This is a genomic window from Pseudomonas sp. Q1-7, from assembly GCF_028010285.1.
Classification (GTDB): domain Bacteria; phylum Pseudomonadota; class Gammaproteobacteria; order Pseudomonadales; family Pseudomonadaceae; genus Metapseudomonas.
Genome location: NZ_CP116304.1, coordinates 4,920,900 through 4,941,469, shown reverse-complemented (window position 1 = coordinate 4,941,469; position 20,570 = coordinate 4,920,900). Strand labels below are relative to the sequence as shown.

Sequence of the window (20,570 nt, the reverse complement as noted above, 5' to 3'; positions counted from 1 at the left end):
GAGGAGAGAAGTGCATGACGCAAGTCACGGTGAAAGAACTGGCCCAGGTGGTCGACACACCGGTGGAGCGCCTGCTGCTGCAGATGCGTGAGGCGGGTCTGCCGCACACCAGCGCCGAGCAAGTAGTGACCGACAACGAGAAGCAGGCCCTGCTGGCTCATCTCAAGAGCAGCCATGGCGAGCGCTTGGAAGAGCCGCGCAAGATTACCCTGCAGCGCAAGACCACTACCACGCTGAAGGTCGCTGGCAGCAAGACCATCAACGTTGAAGTACGCAAGAAGAAAACCTACGTCAAGCGAAGCCCTGACGAGATCGAGGCTGAGCGCCAGCGCGAACTCGAAGAGCAGCGTGCCGCGGAAGAAGCGGCGCGCCTGAAGGCCGAAGAAGAAGCTCGCAAGCGTGCCGAAGAGGCTGCTCGCCGCGAGGTCGAGGCCCGCGCGAAGGAGGCGGTCGAGGTCGCCAAGGTCGATGCAGTGGCCGTGACTGCGGCCGTCGAGCCAGTTGCCGTTGCGGCAGCCGCGCCCGCGACGGAAACCGGCGCTGCCGCCGAGCGCAAGAAGGAAGAGCCTCGCCGTCCCGAGCGCGCCCGCGACGAAGACGATCGCCGCGATCGCAAGCATGCGCAGCACCGTCCTTCGCTCAAGGAGAAGGAAAAGGCTCCTGCGCCTCGTGTTGCCCCGCGCAGCACCGACGAAGAGAGCGATTCCTTTGGTCGTCGCGGCGGTGGCCGTGGCGGCAAGTCCAAGCTGAAGAAGCGTAACCAGCACGGGTTCCAGAGCCCGACAGGACCGATCGTGCGTGAAGTCAGCATTGGCGAAACCATCACCGTGGCCGAACTGGCCGCCCAGATGGCAGTCAAGGGCGCAGAAGTCGTCAAGTTCATGTTCAAGATGGGCACCCCGGTGACCATCAACCAGGTACTCGATCGGGAAACCGCCCAACTGGTTGCCGAAGAACTCGGCCACAAGGTCAAGCTGGTCAACGAGAACGCTCTGGAAGAGCAACTGGCCGAATCCCTGAAGTTCGAAGGCGTGGCGGTGAACCGTGCGCCGGTCGTGACCGTCATGGGTCACGTCGACCACGGCAAGACCTCGCTGCTCGACTACATCCGCCGGACCAAGGTGGCCAGCGGCGAAGCCGGCGGCATCACTCAGCACATTGGCGCCTACCACGTGGAAACCGATCGCGGCATGGTGACGTTCCTGGATACCCCCGGCCACGCGGCGTTCACCGCCATGCGTGCCCGTGGAGCCAAGGCCACCGACATTGTCATCCTGGTGGTGGCAGCCGACGATGGCGTGATGCCGCAGACCGAGGAAGCCGTGCAGCACGCTAAGGCGGCTGGCGTGCCGATCGTGGTTGCGATCAACAAGATGGACAAGCCGGAAGCCAATCCGGACCACATCAAGAACGGCCTGGCCGCGCTGGACGTGATTCCGGAAGAGTGGGGCGGTGACACCCAGTTCGTCCCCGTGTCGGCCAAGGCTGGCACCGGCGTCGAAGACCTGCTGGAAGCCGTGTTGCTGCAAGCCGAGGTTCTTGAACTCACTGCAACCCCGTCGGCCCCGGGCCGTGGTGTAGTGGTCGAGTCCCGCCTGGACAAGGGCCGTGGCCCGGTAGCCACCGTGCTGGTCCAGGACGGTACCCTGCGCCAGGGCGACATGGTTCTCTGTGGCGTCAACTATGGCCGCGTCCGCGCCATGCTCGACGAGAACGGCAAGCCGGTGAAGGAAGCTGGTCCGGCCATTCCGGTCGAGATCCTTGGCCTGGATGGCACGCCGGATGCCGGTGATGAGCTGACCGTGGTTGCCGACGAGAAGAAGGCCCGTGAAGTGGCTCTGTTCCGTCAGGGCAAGTTCCGCGAGGTCAAGCTGGCTCGCCAGCAGTCCTCCAAGCTGGAGAATATTTTCGAAAGCATGGGGCAGGACGAGAAGAAGACCCTCAACATCGTGCTCAAGTCCGATGTGCGCGGCTCTCTCGAAGCCCTGCAGGGCGCCCTGTCCGAGTTGGGCAACGAAGAAGTGCAGGTGCGCGTGGTTGGTGGCGGCGTCGGTGGTATCACTGAGAGCGACGCTAACCTGGCGCTGGCGTCCAACGCCGTGCTGTTCGGCTTCAACGTGCGTGCCGATGCCGGTGCGCGCAAGATCGTCGAGCAGGAAGGTCTGGACCTGCGTTACTACAACATCATCTACGACATCATCGAAGACGTTAAGAAGGCACTGTCCGGCATGCTGGGCAGCGAAGTCCGGGAGAACATCCTGGGTATCGCCGAGGTGCGCGACGTGTTCCGCTCGCCGAAGTTCGGCGCGGTCGCCGGCTGCATGGTTACCGAGGGTCTGGTACACCGCAACCGTCCGATCCGCGTGCTGCGCGACGACGTGGTGATCTTCGAAGGCGAACTGGAGTCCCTGCGCCGCTTCAAGGACGACGTGTCCGAGGTGCGTGCCGGCATGGAGTGCGGTATCGGCGTGAAGAGCTACAACGACGTCAAGGTCGGCGACAAGATCGAAGTCTTCGAGAAGGTCCAGGTGGCGCGCACGCTGTAAGTGCCGCGCTTGCCACAAGCCGGGAGCCAGGAGCTGGAAGCCATCGCTTTCCTCTCCTGGCTTTCGGCTTTTCAGCGTTCATGAGTGAAATGAAATGGCTAAAGACTACAGCCGTACCCAGCGCATCGGCGATCAGATGCAGCGCGAACTGGCACTGCTTATCCAGCGGGAAATCAAGGACCCGCGCCTGGGCCTGGTGACCATCACCGCGGTCGACGTGAGTCGCGACCTCTCCCACGCGAAGGTGTTCATCACCGTGATGGGCCAGGACGACAACGTCGAAAAGGTCCAACTGAACCTGGACATCCTGCAGGACGCCGCCGGCTTCCTGCGCATGCAACTGGGCAAGGCCATGAAGCTGCGCAGTGTGCCGCAGTTGCATTTCCATTACGACGCCAGCATTCGCCGCGGCGCGGAGCTGTCGGCGCTGATCGAGCGCGCCGTGGCGGAAGACCGCAAGCACCAGGGCAGCGACGAGGAGTGATGGCGTGGCCCAGGTAAAACGTATCCGTCGCAATGTCAGCGGTGTGCTGATCCTCGACAAGCCGCGCGGCATGAGTTCCAACGCCGCCCTGCAGAAAGTACGCTGGCTGCTCAATGCCGAGAAGGCTGGCCACACCGGCAGCCTCGATCCCCTGGCCACCGGCGTGCTGCCGTTGTGCTTCGGCGAGGCGACCAAGTTCTCCCAGTACCTGCTGGATGCCGACAAGGGCTACGAGACGCTCGCCCAGCTGGGGGTCACCACGTCCACCGGCGATGCCGAGGGCGAAGTGGTCGAGCGTCGCGAGGTGACCGTCGGTCGCCAGGAGATCGAGGCGTATTTGCCGCGTTTTCGTGGTGAAATCAAACAGATACCGCCAATGTACTCGGCCCTGAAGAAGGACGGTCAGCCCCTCTACAAGCTGGCGCGTGCAGGCGAAGTAGTGGAGCGCGAGGCGCGTTCTGTTACTATTGCGCGCCTGGAATTGCTGGCGTGTGAAAACAGCCAGGCAAGACTGGCCGTAGCCTGCAGCAAGGGCACTTATATCCGCACCCTGGTCGAGGACCTCGGTCAGGCGCTGGGATGCGGAGCCCATGTGGCGGAGCTGCGCAGGACCCAGGCAGGCCCCTTCGGACTGGCCCAGGCAATCAGCCTGGAGACGTTGGAGAAGGCCCACGCTGACGGCGGCAACGAGGCACTGGATCAGTTCCTCCTGCCGGTCGACAGCGGACTGGAACACTGGCCGCTGGTCCAACTGACCGAGCATAGCGCCTACTACTGGCTTCACGGCCAGCCGGTGCGGGCTCCGGAAGCGCCGAAGTTCGGCATGATGCGAGTGCAGGATCATACCGGTCGCTTCATCGGTATCGGTGAGGTGAGCGATGACGGGCGCATAGCGCCGCGTCGACTGATTCGGTCGGAATGACCGATCCGAGGATGGCTGTTAATAGGCACGGTCAGTCCTCTTTTCTTGAACACGGGGCGCAGGTCCCGGCCTATTACTCTCAGAGGAAGCCCATCATGGCACTGAGCGTTGCTGAAAAAGCCCAGATCGTTAACGAGTACAAGCAAGCTGAAGGCGATACCGGTTCTCCGGAAGTGCAGGTTGCCCTGCTGACCGCCAACATCAACAAGCTGCAGGAACACTTCAAGGCCAATGGCAAGGACCACCACTCCCGTCGTGGTCTGATCCGCATGGTTAACCAGCGCCGCAAGCTGCTGGACTACCTGAAGGGTAAGGACACCTCTCGTTACAGCGCCCTGATCGGTCGTCTGGGTCTGCGTCGCTAAGCGACACAGATGAGCTGGAAGCTGGAAAACCGGAAGCTGGACATCGTTCCAGCTTTCGGCTTTCCAGCTTCTGGCTTTTTAAGGGATTGAAACGGGTCCGACTCCCGCCACTCCCAGGATTTCCCCCAAGGCAACACAGAGAAGGAAAACACCGTGAACCCGGTAATCAAGAAGTTCCAGTTCGGTCAATCGACCGTAACCCTCGAGACTGGCCGTATCGCCCGTCAAGCCTCCGGTGCCGTTCTGGTCACCATGGACGAAGACGTCACCGTTCTGGTGACCGTGGTTGGCGCCAAGCAGGCCGACCCGGGCAAAGGCTTCTTCCCGCTGTCCGTGCACTACCAGGAAAAAACCTACGCGGCTGGCCGCATCCCCGGCGGTTTCTTCAAGCGTGAAGGCCGTCCCTCCGAAAAGGAGACCCTGACCTCCCGCCTGATCGACCGCCCGATCCGTCCGCTCTTCCCGGAAGGCTTCCTGAACGAAGTTCAGGTCATCTGCACCGTGGTTTCCACCAACAAGAAGACCGATCCGGACATTGCTTCCATGATCGGTACTTCCGCGGCCCTGGCCATCTCCGGCATTCCCTTCGCCGGTCCGATCGGCGCTGCTCGCGTGGCCTACCACGAGGACGCCGGCTACCTGCTGAACCCGAACTACGAGCAACTGAAAGCCTCCGCCCTGGACATGGTCGTCGCCGGTACCGAAGACGCCGTGCTGATGGTTGAATCCGAGGCCCAGGAGCTGACCGAAGACCAGATGCTGGGCGCCGTGCTGTTCGCCCACCAGGAATTCCAGGCCGTTATCCAGGCTGTGAAGGAATTCGCTGCCGAAGCCGGCAAACCGGCCTGGAACTGGACCGCTCCGGTCGAGAACACTGCCCTGCTCAGCGCCATCAAGGCCGAGTTCGGCGAAGCCATCTCCCAGGCTTACACCATCACTATCAAGCAGGACCGCTACAGCCGCCTGGACGAGCTGCGCGACCAGGTCGTCGCCCGCTTCGCCGGCGAAGAAGCCGGTCAGTTCCCGGCTGGCGAGGTTAAAGACGCATTCGGCCTGCTGGAGTACCGCACCGTCCGCGAGAACATCGTCAACGGCAAGCCGCGTATCGACGGCCGTGACACCCGCACCGTGCGTCCGCTGAAGGTCGAAGTCGGCGTGCTGGACAAGACCCACGGTTCCGCCCTGTTCACCCGTGGTGAAACCCAGGCCCTGGTGGTTGCCACCCTCGGCACCGCCCGTGACGCCCAGTTGCTGGACACCCTGGAAGGCGAGCGCAAGGACGCCTTCATGCTGCACTACAACTTCCCGCCCTTCTCGGTGGGTGAGTGCGGCCGCATGGGCAGCGCCGGTCGCCGCGAAATCGGCCACGGCCGCCTGGCCCGTCGTGGCGTTTCCGCCATGCTGCCGAAGGGCGACGAGTTCCCCTACACCATCCGCGTGGTGTCCGAGATCACCGAATCCAACGGTTCCAGCTCCATGGCTTCGGTCTGTGGCGCTTCCCTGGCACTGATGGACGCCGGCGTGCCGATGAAGGCGCCGGTGGCCGGTATCGCCATGGGCCTGGTCAAGGAAGGTGACAAGTTCGCCGTCCTGACCGACATCCTGGGCGACGAAGACCACCTGGGCGACATGGACTTCAAGGTCGCCGGTACCGCCAAGGGCGTGACCGCGCTGCAGATGGACATCAAGATCAACGGCATCACCGAAGAGATCATGGAAATCGCCCTGGAGCAGGCGCTGGAAGCACGCCTGAACATCCTCGGCCAGATGAACCAGGTCATCTCCGAGTCCCGCAGCGAGCTGTCCGCCAACGCCCCGACCATGATTGCCATGAAGATCGATTCGGACAAGATCCGCGACGTCATCGGCAAGGGCGGCGCCACCATCCGCGGCATCTGCGAAGAGACCAAGGCGTCCATCGACATCGAAGACGATGGCAGCGTGAAGATCTTCGGCGAGACCAAGGAAGCGGCCGAAGCTGCCCGTCAGCGCGTGCTGGGCATCACTGCCGAAGCCGAGATCGGCAAGGTGTACGTGGGCAAGGTCGAGCGCATCGTCGACTTCGGCGCCTTCGTCAACATCCTGCCGGGCAAGGACGGTCTGGTGCACATTTCGCAAATCAGCGACAAGCGCATCGACAAGGTCACCGACGTGCTGCAGGAAGGCCAGGAAGTCAAAGTCCTGGTTCTGGACGTCGACAACCGTGGTCGCATCAAGCTGTCGATGAAGGACGTGGAAGCCGCCGAGGCTTCGGGCGTCTGATAATCGCCAGCCGGTGAAGGAGAGGGCCCCTTGCGGGCCCTCTTTTTTTGCCTGGAGAATGGCAAACCGCCATCGTGCCTGGAACAGTCATGGACAAGACGCTCTGCCAGTACCACCCCACCCAACCCGCAACCTGGCACTGCGTGCCCTGTCAGCGCCACTATGGCGACTGCTGCATTCCACTCAACGCCGACGTTCCGGACGACAGCCCGACTTGCCCGCTGTGCCGCGGCCAACTGACCTTCCTCGGCGCCGCCAACACGGCCCAGCCTTTCTGGGAGCGTCTGCCGCAATTCTTCAGCTACGGCTTGCAGGCCGGTCCGCTGGCCTTCAGTGCCTTGCTGGCTCTGGCCGGTCTGTTCATGCCACGGTCGCTGGTGCTCTGGATCATCCTGCTGAGCATCGCCACCAAGTATTTCCACAGCGTGATCGAAGCCAGCAGTGAGGGCGTGCGCGAGGCGCCGAGCCTGCTCAGTGCCTTCAGCGGGGAAGGTTTCTCACTGTTCTTCAAGCAGATGGCGGTCTTCCTCATCGCCCTGGGCGCGCTCTGGCTGGCAGCGGACTTCAACAGCGAGAGCATTTTCTGGGTGGCGAACATCGCCATCGTGCTGCTGCTGCCCGCCAGCATCATCCGCCTGGCGCTGAGCAAGGAACTGGGGGCCGCGCTGAGCCCCGATCAGGTGGGAGAAGTGATCAAGGCCATGGGCTGGCGCTACCTGATCCTCTGTGCCTTCCTCTTCATCCTCTGGCAGTCTCCCGGCTACGTCGCCTGGATGCTTTCCAGCGGCCTGCCGAAAGTCGTGCTGATGCCCATCGCCACCTTCCTCTTCGGCTACTTCGGCGTGGTGATGTGCAGCATGATGGGCTACGCCGTGTTCCAGTATCAGGGCGCTCTGGGCTTTGCCATCGCCGAAGAGGGCAGCCAGCAGGGGCTGCCCGAAGGCGACTGGCGGCGCCGCAAGGCCCTGGCCGAAGCCGAGATCCGCTTGAAGGAGGGGCAGAGTGACGGTGCCCTGGAAACCCTGTTCAATGCGCTGCAGCGTGATCCCGACGACTTGCGCCTGAACGAGCGCTATCACCAGTTGCTGTACGGCCTGGGGGCCCGTGAGCGCTGCCTGCGCCACCTGGAGCACTACCTGCCGCTGGCCGCGCGGCAGACACCGCCCCTGGCGGCCACGGCACTGCTCAATGGCCGCCAGTTCAAGGCCGATTTCCTGCCGGCCGATGCTCTGGTTTGCGAGCAGGTCGCCGCCGCGCTGCTGGATCGTCACAAGGTGCGCGAGGCGCTGAGCCTGCTGCGCAACCTGCACCAGCGTTTCCCCGACTACCCGGACATCCCCCGTGCGTACCTGCTGGCGGCCCGAGGTTTCGCCGAAGGCCTCGGTCAACTGGAGTCGGCGCAGAAACTGCTCACCTTCATTCGCACGCGGTATCCCGCCTCGCCGTTGCTCGAGCAGGTCAGTGCCCTGGAGGGCACCATCGCCCGGCTCGGTGCCTCTCGCTGAGGCAGTTCTGTCGTGCAGTCTGCAAGCCCGCTGAGGGGCGAACTTGCAGACTGCACGTCGAGGTCGGTCGGCCTGTTCTTCCATGTTATTGATTCGATTGGGCTTTTGTCTTCGAGGCAAGCTGGCACAGGCTTTGCGATGTTCCGGGTGACCCTGCAGCCGGGAACGTGTTGCAGCTGTTCCGAAGAAGAGAGGAGAACCACCTCATGAAACAGTCTTTCACCCAGTGGGCCTTTGCCGCTGTTACTGCCGCCGCCCTCAGCCTGCCGTTCGCTTCCGGCGCCTACGCAGAAACCAGCGGACACACCATGCTGGCAGCCAGCGACACCGTTCAGAAGGCCGAAGAGGCTGTCTCGGACACCTGGATCACCAGTAAGGTCAAGTCGACGTTCCTGGCTGACAAGAACCTCAGCGGCATGGACATCAAGGTCGAAACCAACAAAGGTGTGGTCGCACTGTCCGGTATGGTGAAGACCGATGCCGAGCGTGAGCTGGCTATCGAAACCGCCGAGAGCATCAAGGGCGTGAGCGCGGTTTCCGCCGACGGTCTGAAGTCCGCCGAGTAACATTCGGGCCATACCACGAGGCCTCCGCCATGGCGGGGGCCTTGTGGTGTCCGGAGGGGATCAGCGTGCCAAGTGTTGCTGGTAGAGCGCCAACTGGCGGGTCTGCTCCGCCTCGGGGAAGGCCCGGCGCAGGTATTGGCTGAGTTCGCCGACGCCACGCAGGTCCTGGCGCTGGCCCAGTTGCTTGGCCAGTTGCAGCGTGAGGCCGGGGAACTGCGGCGGTACCGGCGTCGCCTGGCAGAGTCGGCGCCAGGGCGCGACTGCGCGGGCACTGTCGCCGGCCTTGATCAAGCGTTGCAGCAGATGCAGGAGTACGGCCGGGTGCTGCAGCAGGCGTTGCTGCGGGTCGGCGACATCGTCCGCCAGTTTCTGCAGCAAGGGCAGGGCGGCGGCCGGTTCCGGCAGGCTGAACAGCTGCTTCAGCACTGCGGCGAGCAGGGCTTTGTCCTGGCGGTTCTTGGCCAGCGGATAGAGACGTTCCAGCAGCGCCAGCCGGCCAGGGTAGCGTTGCAGCAGATCGAGCCCGCGAGATACTGCCTGGTCGAGGGCGAAGCGGCTGATCGACTGGTCGAGGGCGGCCAGTTCGCGCTTGAAGGGGGCGTCCGGGTCTTCCTTGTTCAGATAGGCTTCATCCACCCTGAGGAAGCCGGACAGGCGCAGCAACCAGGTCGCGAGGAAGCCGAACGCCAGGCCGCCGAGGTGGGCGTAGTAGTTCACATGGTCATCGGCCAGCAGCACGCCGTACAGCTCCTTGCCGAGCCAGGCGGGGAAGATCCACAGAGCCGGGGCCTTGAAGTAGCCGATCAGCGGACCCAGCCAGTAGAAGAAGCGGATCGTTCGCAGGCCATAGACGCCAATCGTCATGCCCATCAGCCCCGAGACAGCTCCCGAAGCACCGATGCCCGCCACCCAGACCGGGTCCAGGGCCCACCAGAGCAGGTGCGAAGCCAGCCCGCTGGCGAGGTAGAGGCCCAGGTAGACCCAGCGCCCGAGCGCCGCCTCCAGGGCGAAGCCGCAGATGAACAGAAAGATCATGTTGCCCAGCAGGTGATCGAAACTGCCATGGAGGAACATGGCACCGAACAGGCCCTGGACACTGAACTTGTTGGGGATGAACCCGAAGCGCTGGGCGCTGATCCTGTCCCGTGCGGCCTCGGCTTTCTGCCGTGCCTGTTGCCAGGCATCATCGGCCCGGTAGGCCGGATAGCGGTGCAGCCAGTCCTCGAACTCCAGGTCATGCAGGATGATGGTCGCCAGGTCCTGGCGACGCATCGCATCGATGGCTCGGCGCTGAGCCGCGTCAAAGTGTTCGCGTCCCGCCAGGTGGTCGACGAACAGGGCTCGTTCCCGGTTGAGCAGGCCGCCGTCCAGATAGCGTGCCTGGGCCGCTTCGACGCGCGCCTGGTCGCCGCCCTGGTAGACGACGTAGATCAGCGTGTTGAGCAGGATGAGAAACAGGGTGATGACCGGCGGTCGCCGCCAGTCGAGGGGTTGATCGGCGGGCAGGATGATCATGGCGCGCGGCTCAGTTGCGCTTGCTGTCGATTTCCTCGAGGCGTCCGCCGACGAATCTCAGGTAGTGGTACATGCCGTGGGTGGGGCCGTAGACCCATTCCTCCACCTGCATCTCCTGGCGGCCATCGGTGGTTTCCGTATAACCGATGAAGCTGCGCGAAGCGGGTTCGCCGCACGTGCGTTGCACCTCGGCGCTGCGGTCTCCCAGGCTGACCAGCCTGCTTTCGCAGCGGAAGGTGCTGGCGTTGGCCGCGAAGGGCAGGAGCAAAGCGGTTGCGATGAGGCAGGCGAGGGGGTTCATGGCGCGGGCTTCCTGTCCGGTGGCGTGAGCGAGAGAGCCTAGCATTGTGCCCGACGGGCTGTCAGTTGCCCCGCTTGCTGTCGATATTGCGCAGGCGATTGCCCTCGAAACGGAGGAACTGGTACATGCCGTTGCGCGGGCCGTAGACCCACTCCTCGACCAGCACTTCATTGCGTCGGTAATACGCGTCGACCACCTCTTTGTAGCCCAGGCTGCTGCGACTGACCGGCTCGCCGCATTTCTCCAGCACCTCGCCCGTGGTGTCGTCGAGGCTGACGAGGCTGCTTTGGCAGCGCAGGGTGGAGGATGCCTGGGCATGGTCCAGCACCAGGAGCAGGGGCAGACAGAGCAGGGCACGGAGTTTCACGGGGCTGTCCGAAGTGCGCAAAGGGAGCTTACAGCCTACACCCGGTGCCGAGGGGCGTCAGCGGTTGCGCCGGGTCTCGATGCGCACGAGGCGATTGGCTTCGAAGGTGAGGATGCTGAGCATGCCGTTGTTGGGACCGTAGACCCACTCTTCGACGGTGAACTCGCGCCGGTCGTAGGAGCCCAGGGTGTAGCCGATCTGGTCGCGGTGCGCCGGCTGGCCACACTTCTGCAGGACTTCGAATGCACGGTCGCCGAGGCTGACCAGCTTGCTGCCACAACGCATGGTTTCCGCTCCGGCCGGCGCGGCCAGGGCGAGTACCAACAAGGCGAACGGCAGCCTTGGCATGATGAGGCCTCCTACTCGCTGTCCAGATGCAGCGGCGTGATCACTTCACCGGCCTGATTCGGCTCCACCAGGCTGACATCCAGCAGGAAGACGCGTTCGTCGGTGAGGCCGCCGCGGTCCACCAGGTAATCCTTGATGCTGGCGGCTCGGGCCTGGCCGAGCTGACGCAGCAGCAGCTCGCTCTGGGCCCAGGAGTTCAGCACCGCTTCACGCAGCTTCGCGGTGCGCTGCTCACTGTCCAGCTCCTGCCATTGCACCGGTGGCTGCTGCTTCAGGCGGGTGCGGTAGATGCCTTCCAGCATAGGCGCTTTCTCGTCGTCCGGGACCTCGATCTGCTTGGCTTCGGCGGGCACTTTGTCGCCCCGGCGCTGGGCGATCTTGTAGTAGGTGTTCTGGTATTCACGCTCCAGGCGCTGTTCGGCCAGAAGCGGGCCGTCCGCCGCCTTGGCGCTGGCGCCTTCGACTTCCAGGCGCAGGGCGGGGCGCTGCTTGAGGGCTTCGGCCAGGGTATCCAGGGCCTTTTGCGCATCGGCGTCCAGTTCGCTGCTGCCGGCTGTGAAGGGCACCTGGCCGAGGTTTTCGCTGCTGCCGCCAACCAGGCCGGCGACGAACTTGAAGGGCGCCTGCGCCGCGCGCAGCACCAGGTTGCGCAGGGTCTGCCAGACGATGGGGGCGACGCTGAACTGCGGGTCGTTGAGATTGCCGGCGACTGGAAGCTCGATATCGATCTTGCCCTCGGTGTCCTTCAGCAGGGCCACCGCCAGGCGCACCGGCAGGTCCACCGCATCGGGGCTGGAGACCTGTTCGCCGAGCTGCAATTGCTCCAGCACCAGGTGGTTTTTGGCTTTCAACTGGCCCTTCTCGATCTGGTAGTGCAGGTCCAGGTTCAGCCGTCCCTTGCGAATGCGGTAGCCGGCGAACTTGCCGGAATAAGGGGTCAGGGTGGTCAGCTCGACGCGCTTGAAGCTGGTGGCGATGTCCAGGCTGTCCAGCGGGTCGAAGGGGTTCAGGCTGCCCTTGATGGTCACTGGGGCGTAGCGATCCACCTTGCCGTTCACCGCCACCTTGGCCGGTTGCGGATGGCGGTTGTCGAGGGTGCCGATTTCACCGTTGAGTTGCTGGATGGCCGTGGCGAAGTTCGGCGTCAGGCTGAAGTCGGCGAAGTTGGCCGAGCCGTCCTTGATCTCGATGCCGCCGATGTGGATGCCCAGGGGTTTGCCGGCCGGTTCCGCCGTGGCACTGGCGGCGGGTTTGGCGCCGGCCTCCGCCGGTTGCTTGATCACCAGGTCGCTGGCGTTGGTGGTCAGGTCCTCGTTGATGATGAAGCGCGCATAGGGTTGGTTCAGGCTCACCTTGTCGATGTTCAGGCTGTCGCCGTGCTGGTAGTTGAGGCCGTCTACCAGCAACTGCTGCCATTTGACGAAGTCGCGCGCCTTGAGGGTGTCCAGGGTGTGCAACTGGTTGACCAGGGCCCGGCCGGTGATGCCCAGGGCCAGGGGCTCGGTGCTCTTGAGGTCGACGTTGAGGTCGCTGTCGAGCAGGCCGCTGCGCAGTTCCAGGCGCACGAAGGGGCTGAGGTAGGCCTGGGCCACACGCAGGTCGATGTCGCGGGTCTGCACCTGCAGCTTGGCGGTGGTGGGCTTGAGCTGCACCTGGCCGACCGCCTGCACCTTGCCCTGCTTGCCGAGGCCGGTGTCCAGGCTGAGGTTGAAAGGCGATTCGCCTCGGCTGTCGAAGTCCTTGATGTCCAGGTTCAGCGGCCCGAGGTCCAGTTGCACCGGCTCCTTGGGGGTGCGGTCGGCCAGATGCACCTTGTAGCCGCGCAACTGGGTGTCCCTCAGCAGGACCCGCCAGGGTTTGCCAGGTTCGGCCTGGGCGTCGGCCGCGCCGGGGGCCGGTTCGCTTTCGGACTTGGGCGCCGGACGTGCCTCGCTGGCGAAGAGCTTCTGCCAGTCCAACTGGCCGTCGGACTCGCGGGCGGCCCAGGTTTCCAGGTTCTGGCTGTGGATCTTGCCCACCACCACGTCCTGTTTGGCCAGGTCCAGCGAGCTGTCGCTGACTTCCAGCAACTCCAGTTTGACCAGGGGGCGGTTGTCCGGCGCCTTGATGGCGAAGGGCGCGACCTTGATCCAGGCCTTGTCCAGGTTGAGCTGGGTGCCTTCGGCCAGGCTCAGGCGGTAATCAGTGGAGAGGCTGATGACACCGTGCTCCAGCACCAGGGGAACGGCGTCGCGGACGTAGGGCCAGATCGCTTTCAGATTGCCATCGGTGAGTTTCAACTGGCCGTTGGAGCTGAACGGGAAAAGGCTGATCTGTCCTTCCCAGTCAATGCGCCCGCCGTGAGGGCCGGTGGCCACCAGGGACATTTCGGAGCTGTCGTCGGGCAGGGTGCTGAGGTTGTGCAGCTCCAGATTGAGGGCGTCGTAGACGAACTCAATCGGCTCGCTGGGGCGCAGGTCCTGGAAGTGCAGCCCGCCTTCGCTGAGGGTGATGCGGTCGATACGCAGGGGAAAGGGATCGCCCGCCGGCTCTTGCGGTTCGGCCTCGCTGGGCGGCAGCTTGAACAGTTGGGTCAGGTTGAGCGTACCGTCCTTGGCGAACAGGATGTCGGTGTTCGACTTGTCCAGCGCCACTTCCGCCAGGTGCAGTGTGCCGGACCAGAGGCTGTCCAGTTGGAGGTTGGCATAGAGCCGCTCGAAGCCCAGTTGTTCGGCTTTGTCGTCGCCGATGTGCAGGCCCCAGAGGGTCAGTTCCAGACTGTAGGGATTGAGTTGGATGCGCTCCAGTCGCGCGGGAACGGTGGCGTACTGGGCCAATTGCTGGTTGGCCACCCGCAGGGCGACCCCCGGGACGATCAGAAAGCCAAGCAGGCTGTAGAGGGCAACGACGATCAGCAGGGCGCAGGCGGCCCGTTTCAATCCTTTGTACATGAGGCGTCAACTATCCCGGCAAAGAGTGCGTTGGATTATGGCACGGCCTCGGGGTTCCGCCTGACGCCTGGCTCGCGTTATCGCGCGGCTGTCAGAGTTGCAGCACCAGGGTCTTGAGCGGTGGGCGAGCGTCCGTGGACGGGAAGTCGGCGGCGGGCGGCAACTGCTGGCAGTGTCGGACCGGCCGGCCCAGTTTGCTGGCGCAGCGCAGCACCTGCTCGCGCCAGTCTTCCAGGCCCACCTTGGCCAGGTTGTTGTTGCACACCAGCACGCCTCCATCAGCGGTCGCCAGCAGCGCGGGCTTGAGCAGGCTCTGGTAATCGCGCAGCAGGTCCACGGTGCCGAAGGCACTCTTCGCCCAGGCCGGTGGGTCGAGGAACACCAGGTCGAACTGGCGCGGTTCCAGGCGCGGGTAGCTGGGCAGTTTCTGGCCATGGCGACGGGCGATGGCCAGGCCAGCCAGTTGGCGGATAGCCGGGAAGTAGTCCGACTGCACGAAACGCATGGGCGGCAGCTGCGGATTCAACGCGCCGTTCTCGCGGCCGACTGCCAGGTTGCCTTCGGCGAAATCCAGGTTCCACACCTCGCTGGCGCCGCCGGCCGCTGCGCTAAGGCCGACGCCGCAGGTGTAGGCGAAGAGGTTGAGCACGGATTTGCCGGCGCTGTTGGCCTTCACCCAGCCACGGGCATTGCGCAGGTCGAGGAACAGCAGCGGGTCCTGGCCGGGATGGCGGCCACGCACCCGGTAGTTCAGGCCCCACTCGCGGCCGACCAGGTCGGACAGGGCCGCGGGATCGGCCTGGTACACCGGATCGCGGCGGTCGATGCGCGAGTTGCCCTGGGAGCGGTCGTTGTAAACCAGCAGCAGGGGCTCGCCGAGAAATGCGTGCACGGCGGCGGCCAGATCCAGCAGGGCTTCGCGCTCCAGCGGCTGGTGGAAGCTCTGCACCATCAACTGCGGGCCGTAGCGGTCGACCGTCAGGCCGGGGACGCCCTCCTGGCTGCCGTGGAACAGCCGGTAGCAGTCGGTGCCCTGGGCATGGAGTTCGGCCAGCAGCGGCTGGCGGGCGTCGAAGGCGGCGCGCAGCGCCTGGAGGAGAGCGTGGGACATGCGCGGCGTCTCGCGGAAAAGGGCGCGCAGTTTAACAAAGCAGGAGGAGGCGCAGGATTCTGCCGAGCCCGACGTTCATCGCGTTGCCTGGGGAGGCAGACCCATGCGGCGGCGCGCGCGGTGGACGGCGCCATTGCGCATGGCCCAGCGCAACAGCGGCGCCACCCGCCAGACCAGCGCACGCACCACGCGGCGCTGCCAGGGGCGCTGGTGCAGGCCGAGCATGGCGCTGGCCCAGCCCGGCAGGAGATCGATGCCCGCCTGCATCATCAGCACGCCGAAAGGCTTGGCCATGGCGCTGGGGGCCGGGGCGCCGAGCAGCAGGCGCACCACCTCCAGGCTGCGCTCGGTGCAGAGCAATTGGGGGCGCATCGCCTCCAAGTAGTCCGCCACCGCCTGCCGTGATTTGGGCACGTCCCGCGCGCCGAGCCGCTCGGCGACCAGGGCGATCTCGGCGTAGTAGCGGTCCTGCTCTTCGCCGGAAAGCTCAGGGTTGAGGTAACGCAGGTGGGCCTTGAGGAAGCAACTGACCTCGGCCACGTGTACCCAGGTCAGCAGGGCCGGGTCGCTGGCGGCATAGGGGCGGCCGTCGGGCGCTGTACCCACCACGTGCAGGTGGATGTCGCGCACCTTGTCGATCAGCCAGTCGGCGTCCTTGCGGGTGCCGTAGGTCGTGCCGGAGATGAACTGGCCGGTGCGGCGCAGGCGGCCGAGCATGTCCTCGCGGAAGTTGGAGTGGTCCCAGACGCCGGCCAGGGCCAGGGGATGCAGCATCTGCAGGAGCAGGGCACTGATGCCGCCGATCATCATCGAGGTGAAGTCGCCGTGGACCTTCCAGGTCACCGAGTCGGGGCCGAACAGGCCGGGATCGCCCTTGGGGTTTTCGAAGTCGAGTTGACCGAGGGCGAGGCCGGTGAGGCCGATGATCTGGCTTTCGATACGGCGGCGAAGGCATTCCATGGGTGACGCGCTTCCAGGCAAAAGGCGCCAGCGCCCGGAGGGCGCTGGCGCCACGGCGGGGCTTACTGATTGAGGCGTTTGTCGATCAGGTTCTGCACAACCGACGGGTCGGCCAGGGTGGAGGTGTCCCCCAGGTTGTCCAGTTCGTTGCAGGCGATCTTGCGCAGGATGCGCCGCATGATCTTGCCCGAGCGGGTCTTGGGCAGCCCTGGCGCCCACTGGATCAGCTCGGGCTTGGCGAAGCTGCCGATTTCCTTGCTGACCAGGGCCAGCAATTCCTTCTTCAGCTCCTCGCTGGGCACCAGGCCGGCCATCGGCGTCACGAAGGCATAGATGCCCTGGCCCTTGAGGTCATGGGGATAGCCCACCACCGCCGCTTCGGCCACGGCATCGTGCAGCACCAGGGCGCTTTCCACTTCGGCGGTGCCGATGCGGTGGCCGGAAACGTTGATCACATCGTCGACGCGGCCGGTGATCCAGTAGTAGCCATCCTCGTCGCGGCGAGCACCGTCGCCGGTGAAGTAGTAGCCGGGGTAGGCGGAGAAGTAGGTGTCGATCATCCGTTTGTGGTCGCCGTAGACGCTGCGGATCTGGCTCGGCCAACTGGCCTTGATCGCCAGTACGCCTGAGCCGGGGCCGTCGATTTCCTTGCCCTTTTCATCCAGCAGTACCGGCTGCACGCCGAAGAAGGGGCGGGTCGCCGAGCCCGGCTTGAGGGCGGTGGCGCCGGGCAGCGGGGTAATCAGGATGCTGCCGGTTTCGGTCTGCCACCAGGTGTCGACGATCGGGCAGCGACAGTCGCCGACCACGTTGTAGTACCACTCCCAGGCTTCCGGGTTGATGGGTTCGCCGACACTGCCAAGCAGGCGCAGGCTGCTGCGGGCGGTCTTCCTCACTGGCTCCTCGCCTTCACGCATCAGGGCGCGGATGGCGGTGGGGGCGGTGTAGAAAATATTCACCTGGTGCTTGTCGATCACCTGCCAGAAGCGCGAGGCGTCCGGGTAGTTCGGCACGCCTTCGAACATCAGGGTGGTGGCGGCGTTGGCCAGGGGGCCGTAGACGATGTAGCTGTGGCCGGTGACCCAACCCACGTCCGCGGTGCACCAGTAGATGTCGCCGTCGTGGTAGTCGAACACGTACTTGTGGGTCATGGCCGCGCCCAGCAGGTAGCCGCCGGTGGTGTGCAGCACGCCCTTGGGTTTGCCGGTGGAGCCGGAGGTGTAGAGGATGAACAGCGGGTCTTCGGCGTCCATCCATTCCGGCGGGCAGTCCTCGCTGGCGTCGCGCAGGGCCTCGTGGTACCAGATGTCGCGCCCTTCGGCCCAGGCGATGGTGCCCTGGGTGCGCTGCACCACCAGCACCGAGGACACATTCGGGCAGTCCTGCAGGGCCTTGTCGACGTTCTGCTTGAGCGGGATGTACTTGCCGCCGCGCACGCCTTCGTCGGCGGTGATCACGGTGCGGCAGTCGGCATCGAGGATGCGGTCGCGCAGGGCGTCCGGGGAGAAGCCGCCGAACACCACCGAATGCACTGCGCCGATGCGCGCGCAGGCCAGCATGGCGTAGGCCGCCTCGGGAATCATTGGCATATAGATGCAGACCCGGTCACCCTTCTTCACGCCGCGGCTCTTCAGTACGTTGGCCAGGCGGGTCACGTGGCTGTGCAGCTTGCGGTAAGTGATCTGTGCGGACTCGCTGGGGTTGTCGCCTTCCCAGATGATGGCGATCTGGTCGCCGCGCTGCTCCAGGTGGCGGTCGATGCAGTTGTAGGCAACGTTCAGCTTGCCGCCCTTGAACCACTCGGCTTCGCCCTTCTTCAGGTCGCTGCGGTGCACCTGCTCCCAGGGCTGGAACCAGGTGAGGAAACTGGTGGCCTGCTCACCCCAGAACAGCTCGGGCTGCTCGATGGACTGCTGGTAGAGGCGCAGGTAGGCATCATTGTCGATGAGGGCGTGCTTGCGCACGGCGTCTGGCACGGGGTGGAGGCTGATCTCGTACATGGCGGGTCCTTGTTGTTGTGTAGCCGAGATGGCAACAAGGGTGCATCCAAGCCGTCGTCGGGTTCAAGGGTTGTCCATGGAGTTTTGCGCGAGCGGAGCCCCGGATCCTTCAGCGGTGGCCGCCATCAATGCAAAAGGGCAAGGCTTGACGCGGAGGCGAACGCATTCGCTGACCGGAATGCCGATCCAGGTGGGGGGCGGGGCCGTCGTGCGGCCCCTTGCGAATACATTCTCCACCACGGGCCCTGGGGAAGGGCCGAAGGGGTCAACCGCGATGCCGTGCGCGGAAGAATTCGATCAGTCCCTGTGTGGAACCGTCCTCGGCGGTGGACTCTTCCTGGCCGGTGAGGCGAGAGTAGACCGCCTTGCCCAGCTCCTTGCCCAGCTCGACGCCCCACTGGTCGAAGGCGTTGATGCCCCAGAGCACGCTCTGCACGTAGACCTTGTGCTCGTACATGGCGATCAGGGCGCCCAGACGGCGGGGGCTGATGCGCTCCATCACCAGGGTGTTGCTCGGGCGGTTGCCAGGAACCACCTTGTGCGGCGCCAGGCGCTGCACTTCGGCTTCAGGCAGGCCTTGGGCGCGCAGTTCGGTTTCGGCCTCCGCGCGGGATTTGCCGAGCATCAGTGCCTGGCTCTGGGACAGGCAGTTGGCGAACAGCCACTGGTGATGGTCGGCCACCGGGTTGTAGCTGGATACCGGGACGATGAAGTCCGCCGGGATCAACTGGGTGCCCTGGTGCAGCAACTGGTGGTAGGCATGCTGGCCGTTGCAGCCGACCCCACCCCAGATCACCGGGCCGGTGCCGGCGCTGACCGGGGTGCCGTCCTGGCGTACGCTCTTGCCGTTGGATTCCATGTCCAGCTGCTGCAGGTGGTCGGTGAAGTTACGCAGGTAGTAGTCGTAGGGCAGGATCGCGTGGCTGCGCGCGCCCCAGAAGTCGCCGTACCAGACGCCGAGCAGGCCGAGGATCACCGGGATGTTGCGGTCGAAGGGCGTGCTCTGGAAGTGCTGGTCCATGCTGTAGGCGCCGGACAGCAGTTCCTTGAAGTTGGAGATGCCGATGGACATGGCGATCGGCAGGCCGATGGCGGACCAGAGCGAGTAGCGGCCGCCCACCCAGTCCCACATGGGGAAGATGTTCTCTTCGCGGATACCGAAGGCGACCGCGGCTTCCTTGTTGCTGGAAACGGCGATGAAGTGGCGGTAGAGCTCTTCCTCGCTGCCGCCCTGGGCCAGGTACCAGGCGCGGGCGGCCTGGGCGTTCTTCAGGGTTTCCAGGGTGCCGAAGGACTTGCTGGACACGATGAACAGCGTGGTTTCGGCGTTCAGGCGACTGGCCAGCTCACGGAATTCGCTGCCGTCGATATTCGCCAGGTAATGGCAGCGCACACCTTTCTGGGCGAAAGGCAGCAGCGCTTCGGACACCAGTTGCGGGCCTAGGAAGGAACCGCCGATGCCGATGTTCACCACGTCGGTGATGGGCTTCTCGGTGTAGCCACGCCACAGGCCGTTGTGTACGTAGCTCACCAGCTCGGTCATCTGGTGGAGTACGCGGTGCACTTCGGGCATCACGTCCGTGCCATCCACCCGCACCTTGTCGCCGATGGGGCGGCGCAGGGCGGTGTGCAGCACCGGGCGGCGCTCGGAGGCATTGATCGCGTCGCCCCGGAACATCGCCGCGATGGCGTCGCTGAGCCGGGCCTCTTCCGCCAGTTTGACCAGCAGCGCCAACGTATCGGCGCGGATCAGGTTCTTCGAGAAGTCCAGCAGCAACCCGCAGGCGCTGAGGCTGAAGTGCTTGAAGCGCTCGGGGTCCGCCGCGAAGGCGTGGCGCAGGCTGAAACCGGCCAGCTCCTGGCGATGCCGGTGGAGCGCGCCCCAGCTGGGCAATTGGGTGACATCGAGCGGCGTCAGGTGATGGTCCATGGCGTACCTGTGTGCGGCTTATGAAAAAGCCCGGAAAAGTCCGGGCTTCGGGGCATTCGGTCGTTCGGTCTCAGGCGACCTGTACCGGAATCGCATTGCTGGTATGGCTGAGTTCGTTGCCCGGAGCCATGTACAGCATACGCGGTTTGAAATTGGCCAGTTCGGCCTCGCTGTAGTGGGCGTAGGCACAGATGATCACGCGATCGCCGACCTTGGCCTTGTGCGCGGCGGCCCCGTTCACCGAGATCATCCGCGAGCCGTTCTCGGCGCGAATGGCGTAGGTGGTGAAGCGCTCGCCGTTGTCGACGTTGTAGATCTGGATCTGCTCGTATTCGCGGATACCGGCGAGGTCGAGCCAGTCACCATCGATGGCGCAGGAACCTTCGTAATCGAGCACGGCGTGGGTCACTTCGGCGCGGTGCAGTTTGGCCTTGAGCATGATGGCGTGCATGGCGTTT

At 64.7% G+C, this 20,570-nt stretch carries 17 protein-coding genes; 7 read left to right on the top strand and 10 right to left on the bottom strand.

Translation table 11 applies throughout. The features are described 5' to 3' along the window. The first annotated feature begins 14 nt into the window (after positions 1 to 14). The 7 genes from infB (at position 15) to PJW05_RS22860 (ending at position 8,650) form a co-directional block, all read left to right on the top strand. Complete coding sequence (gene infB / locus PJW05_RS22890; RefSeq protein WP_271409232.1) at positions 15 to 2,546, top strand: translation initiation factor IF-2; 2,532 nt, start codon at positions 15 to 17, stop codon at positions 2,544 to 2,546. A gap of 94 nt (positions 2,547 to 2,640) precedes the next feature. Continuing rightward, on the top strand, positions 2,641 to 3,030 hold the full coding sequence (gene rbfA / locus PJW05_RS22885) for a 30S ribosome-binding factor RbfA (RefSeq protein ID WP_271409231.1): 390 nt from the start codon (positions 2,641 to 2,643) through the stop codon (positions 3,028 to 3,030). Between the two features lie 4 nt (positions 3,031 to 3,034). After that, positions 3,035 to 3,952 (top strand): tRNA pseudouridine(55) synthase TruB, encoded by a 918-nt coding sequence (gene truB, locus PJW05_RS22880; protein ID WP_271409230.1) that lies wholly within the window; start codon positions 3,035 to 3,037, stop codon positions 3,950 to 3,952. Positions 3,953 to 4,047: 95 nt separating this feature from the next. Then, positions 4,048 to 4,317: a 30S ribosomal protein S15 gene (rpsO, locus tag PJW05_RS22875; protein ID WP_271409229.1), complete on the top strand. Its 270-nt coding sequence runs from the start codon at positions 4,048 to 4,050 to the stop codon at positions 4,315 to 4,317. Positions 4,318 to 4,470: 153 nt separating this feature from the next. Next, the gene (gene pnp, locus PJW05_RS22870) at positions 4,471 to 6,579 is read left to right on the top strand and encodes a polyribonucleotide nucleotidyltransferase (RefSeq protein ID WP_271409228.1); all 2,109 of its coding nucleotides are present in this window, start codon (positions 4,471 to 4,473) and stop codon (positions 6,577 to 6,579) included. An 89-nt stretch (positions 6,580 to 6,668) separates the two neighbouring features. After that, positions 6,669 to 8,084 (top strand): hypothetical protein, encoded by a 1,416-nt coding sequence (locus tag PJW05_RS22865; RefSeq protein ID WP_271409227.1) that lies wholly within the window; start codon positions 6,669 to 6,671, stop codon positions 8,082 to 8,084. A 206-nt stretch (positions 8,085 to 8,290) separates the two neighbouring features. Beyond that, a complete protein-coding gene (locus PJW05_RS22860; protein WP_271409226.1) occupies positions 8,291 to 8,650 on the top strand; it encodes a BON domain-containing protein in 360 nt (119 codons plus the stop codon). A 60-nt stretch (positions 8,651 to 8,710) separates the two neighbouring features. Here PJW05_RS22860 and PJW05_RS22855 read toward each other — a convergent pair whose 3' ends face one another. The 10 genes from PJW05_RS22855 to panD form a co-directional block, all read right to left on the bottom strand. Then, positions 8,711 to 10,165, bottom strand: a complete 1,455-nt coding sequence (locus PJW05_RS22855) for a rhomboid family intramembrane serine protease (protein WP_271409225.1) — start codon at positions 10,163 to 10,165, stop codon at positions 8,711 to 8,713. A gap of 10 nt (positions 10,166 to 10,175) precedes the next feature. Beyond that, complete coding sequence (locus tag PJW05_RS22850) at positions 10,176 to 10,466, bottom strand: DUF2845 domain-containing protein (RefSeq protein ID WP_271409224.1); 291 nt, start codon at positions 10,464 to 10,466, stop codon at positions 10,176 to 10,178. Between the two features lie 61 nt (positions 10,467 to 10,527). Beyond that, entirely contained in the window at positions 10,528 to 10,833 is a 306-nt protein-coding gene (locus PJW05_RS22845; RefSeq protein WP_271409223.1) for a DUF2845 domain-containing protein, read from the bottom strand. Between the two features lie 57 nt (positions 10,834 to 10,890). After that, on the bottom strand, positions 10,891 to 11,181 hold the full coding sequence (locus tag PJW05_RS22840) for a DUF2845 domain-containing protein (protein ID WP_271409222.1): 291 nt from the start codon (positions 11,179 to 11,181) through the stop codon (positions 10,891 to 10,893). Between the two features lie 11 nt (positions 11,182 to 11,192). Then, a complete protein-coding gene (locus PJW05_RS22835; protein WP_271409221.1) occupies positions 11,193 to 14,111 on the bottom strand; it encodes a DUF748 domain-containing protein in 2,919 nt (972 codons plus the stop codon). 91 nt (positions 14,112 to 14,202) lie between these two features. Next, a complete protein-coding gene (locus PJW05_RS22830; protein WP_271409220.1) occupies positions 14,203 to 15,222 on the bottom strand; it encodes a class I SAM-dependent rRNA methyltransferase in 1,020 nt (339 codons plus the stop codon). Between the two features lie 75 nt (positions 15,223 to 15,297). Beyond that, positions 15,298 to 16,182 carry an oxygenase MpaB family protein gene (locus PJW05_RS22825; protein ID WP_271409219.1) on the bottom strand — a complete coding sequence of 295 codons (885 nt, stop codon included), beginning with the start codon at positions 16,180 to 16,182 and terminating at the stop codon, positions 15,298 to 15,300. Positions 16,183 to 16,244: 62 nt separating this feature from the next. After that, complete coding sequence (acs, locus tag PJW05_RS22820; RefSeq protein ID WP_271409218.1) at positions 16,245 to 18,182, bottom strand: acetate--CoA ligase; 1,938 nt, start codon at positions 18,180 to 18,182, stop codon at positions 16,245 to 16,247. A gap of 265 nt (positions 18,183 to 18,447) precedes the next feature. Further along, a complete protein-coding gene (gene pgi / locus PJW05_RS22815; RefSeq protein WP_271409217.1) occupies positions 18,448 to 20,112 on the bottom strand; it encodes a glucose-6-phosphate isomerase in 1,665 nt (554 codons plus the stop codon). A gap of 70 nt (positions 20,113 to 20,182) precedes the next feature. Then, positions 20,183 to 20,563: an aspartate 1-decarboxylase gene (gene panD / locus PJW05_RS22810; protein ID WP_190831853.1), complete on the bottom strand. Its 381-nt coding sequence runs from the start codon at positions 20,561 to 20,563 to the stop codon at positions 20,183 to 20,185. Between the last annotated feature and the right edge of the window lie 7 nt (positions 20,564 to 20,570).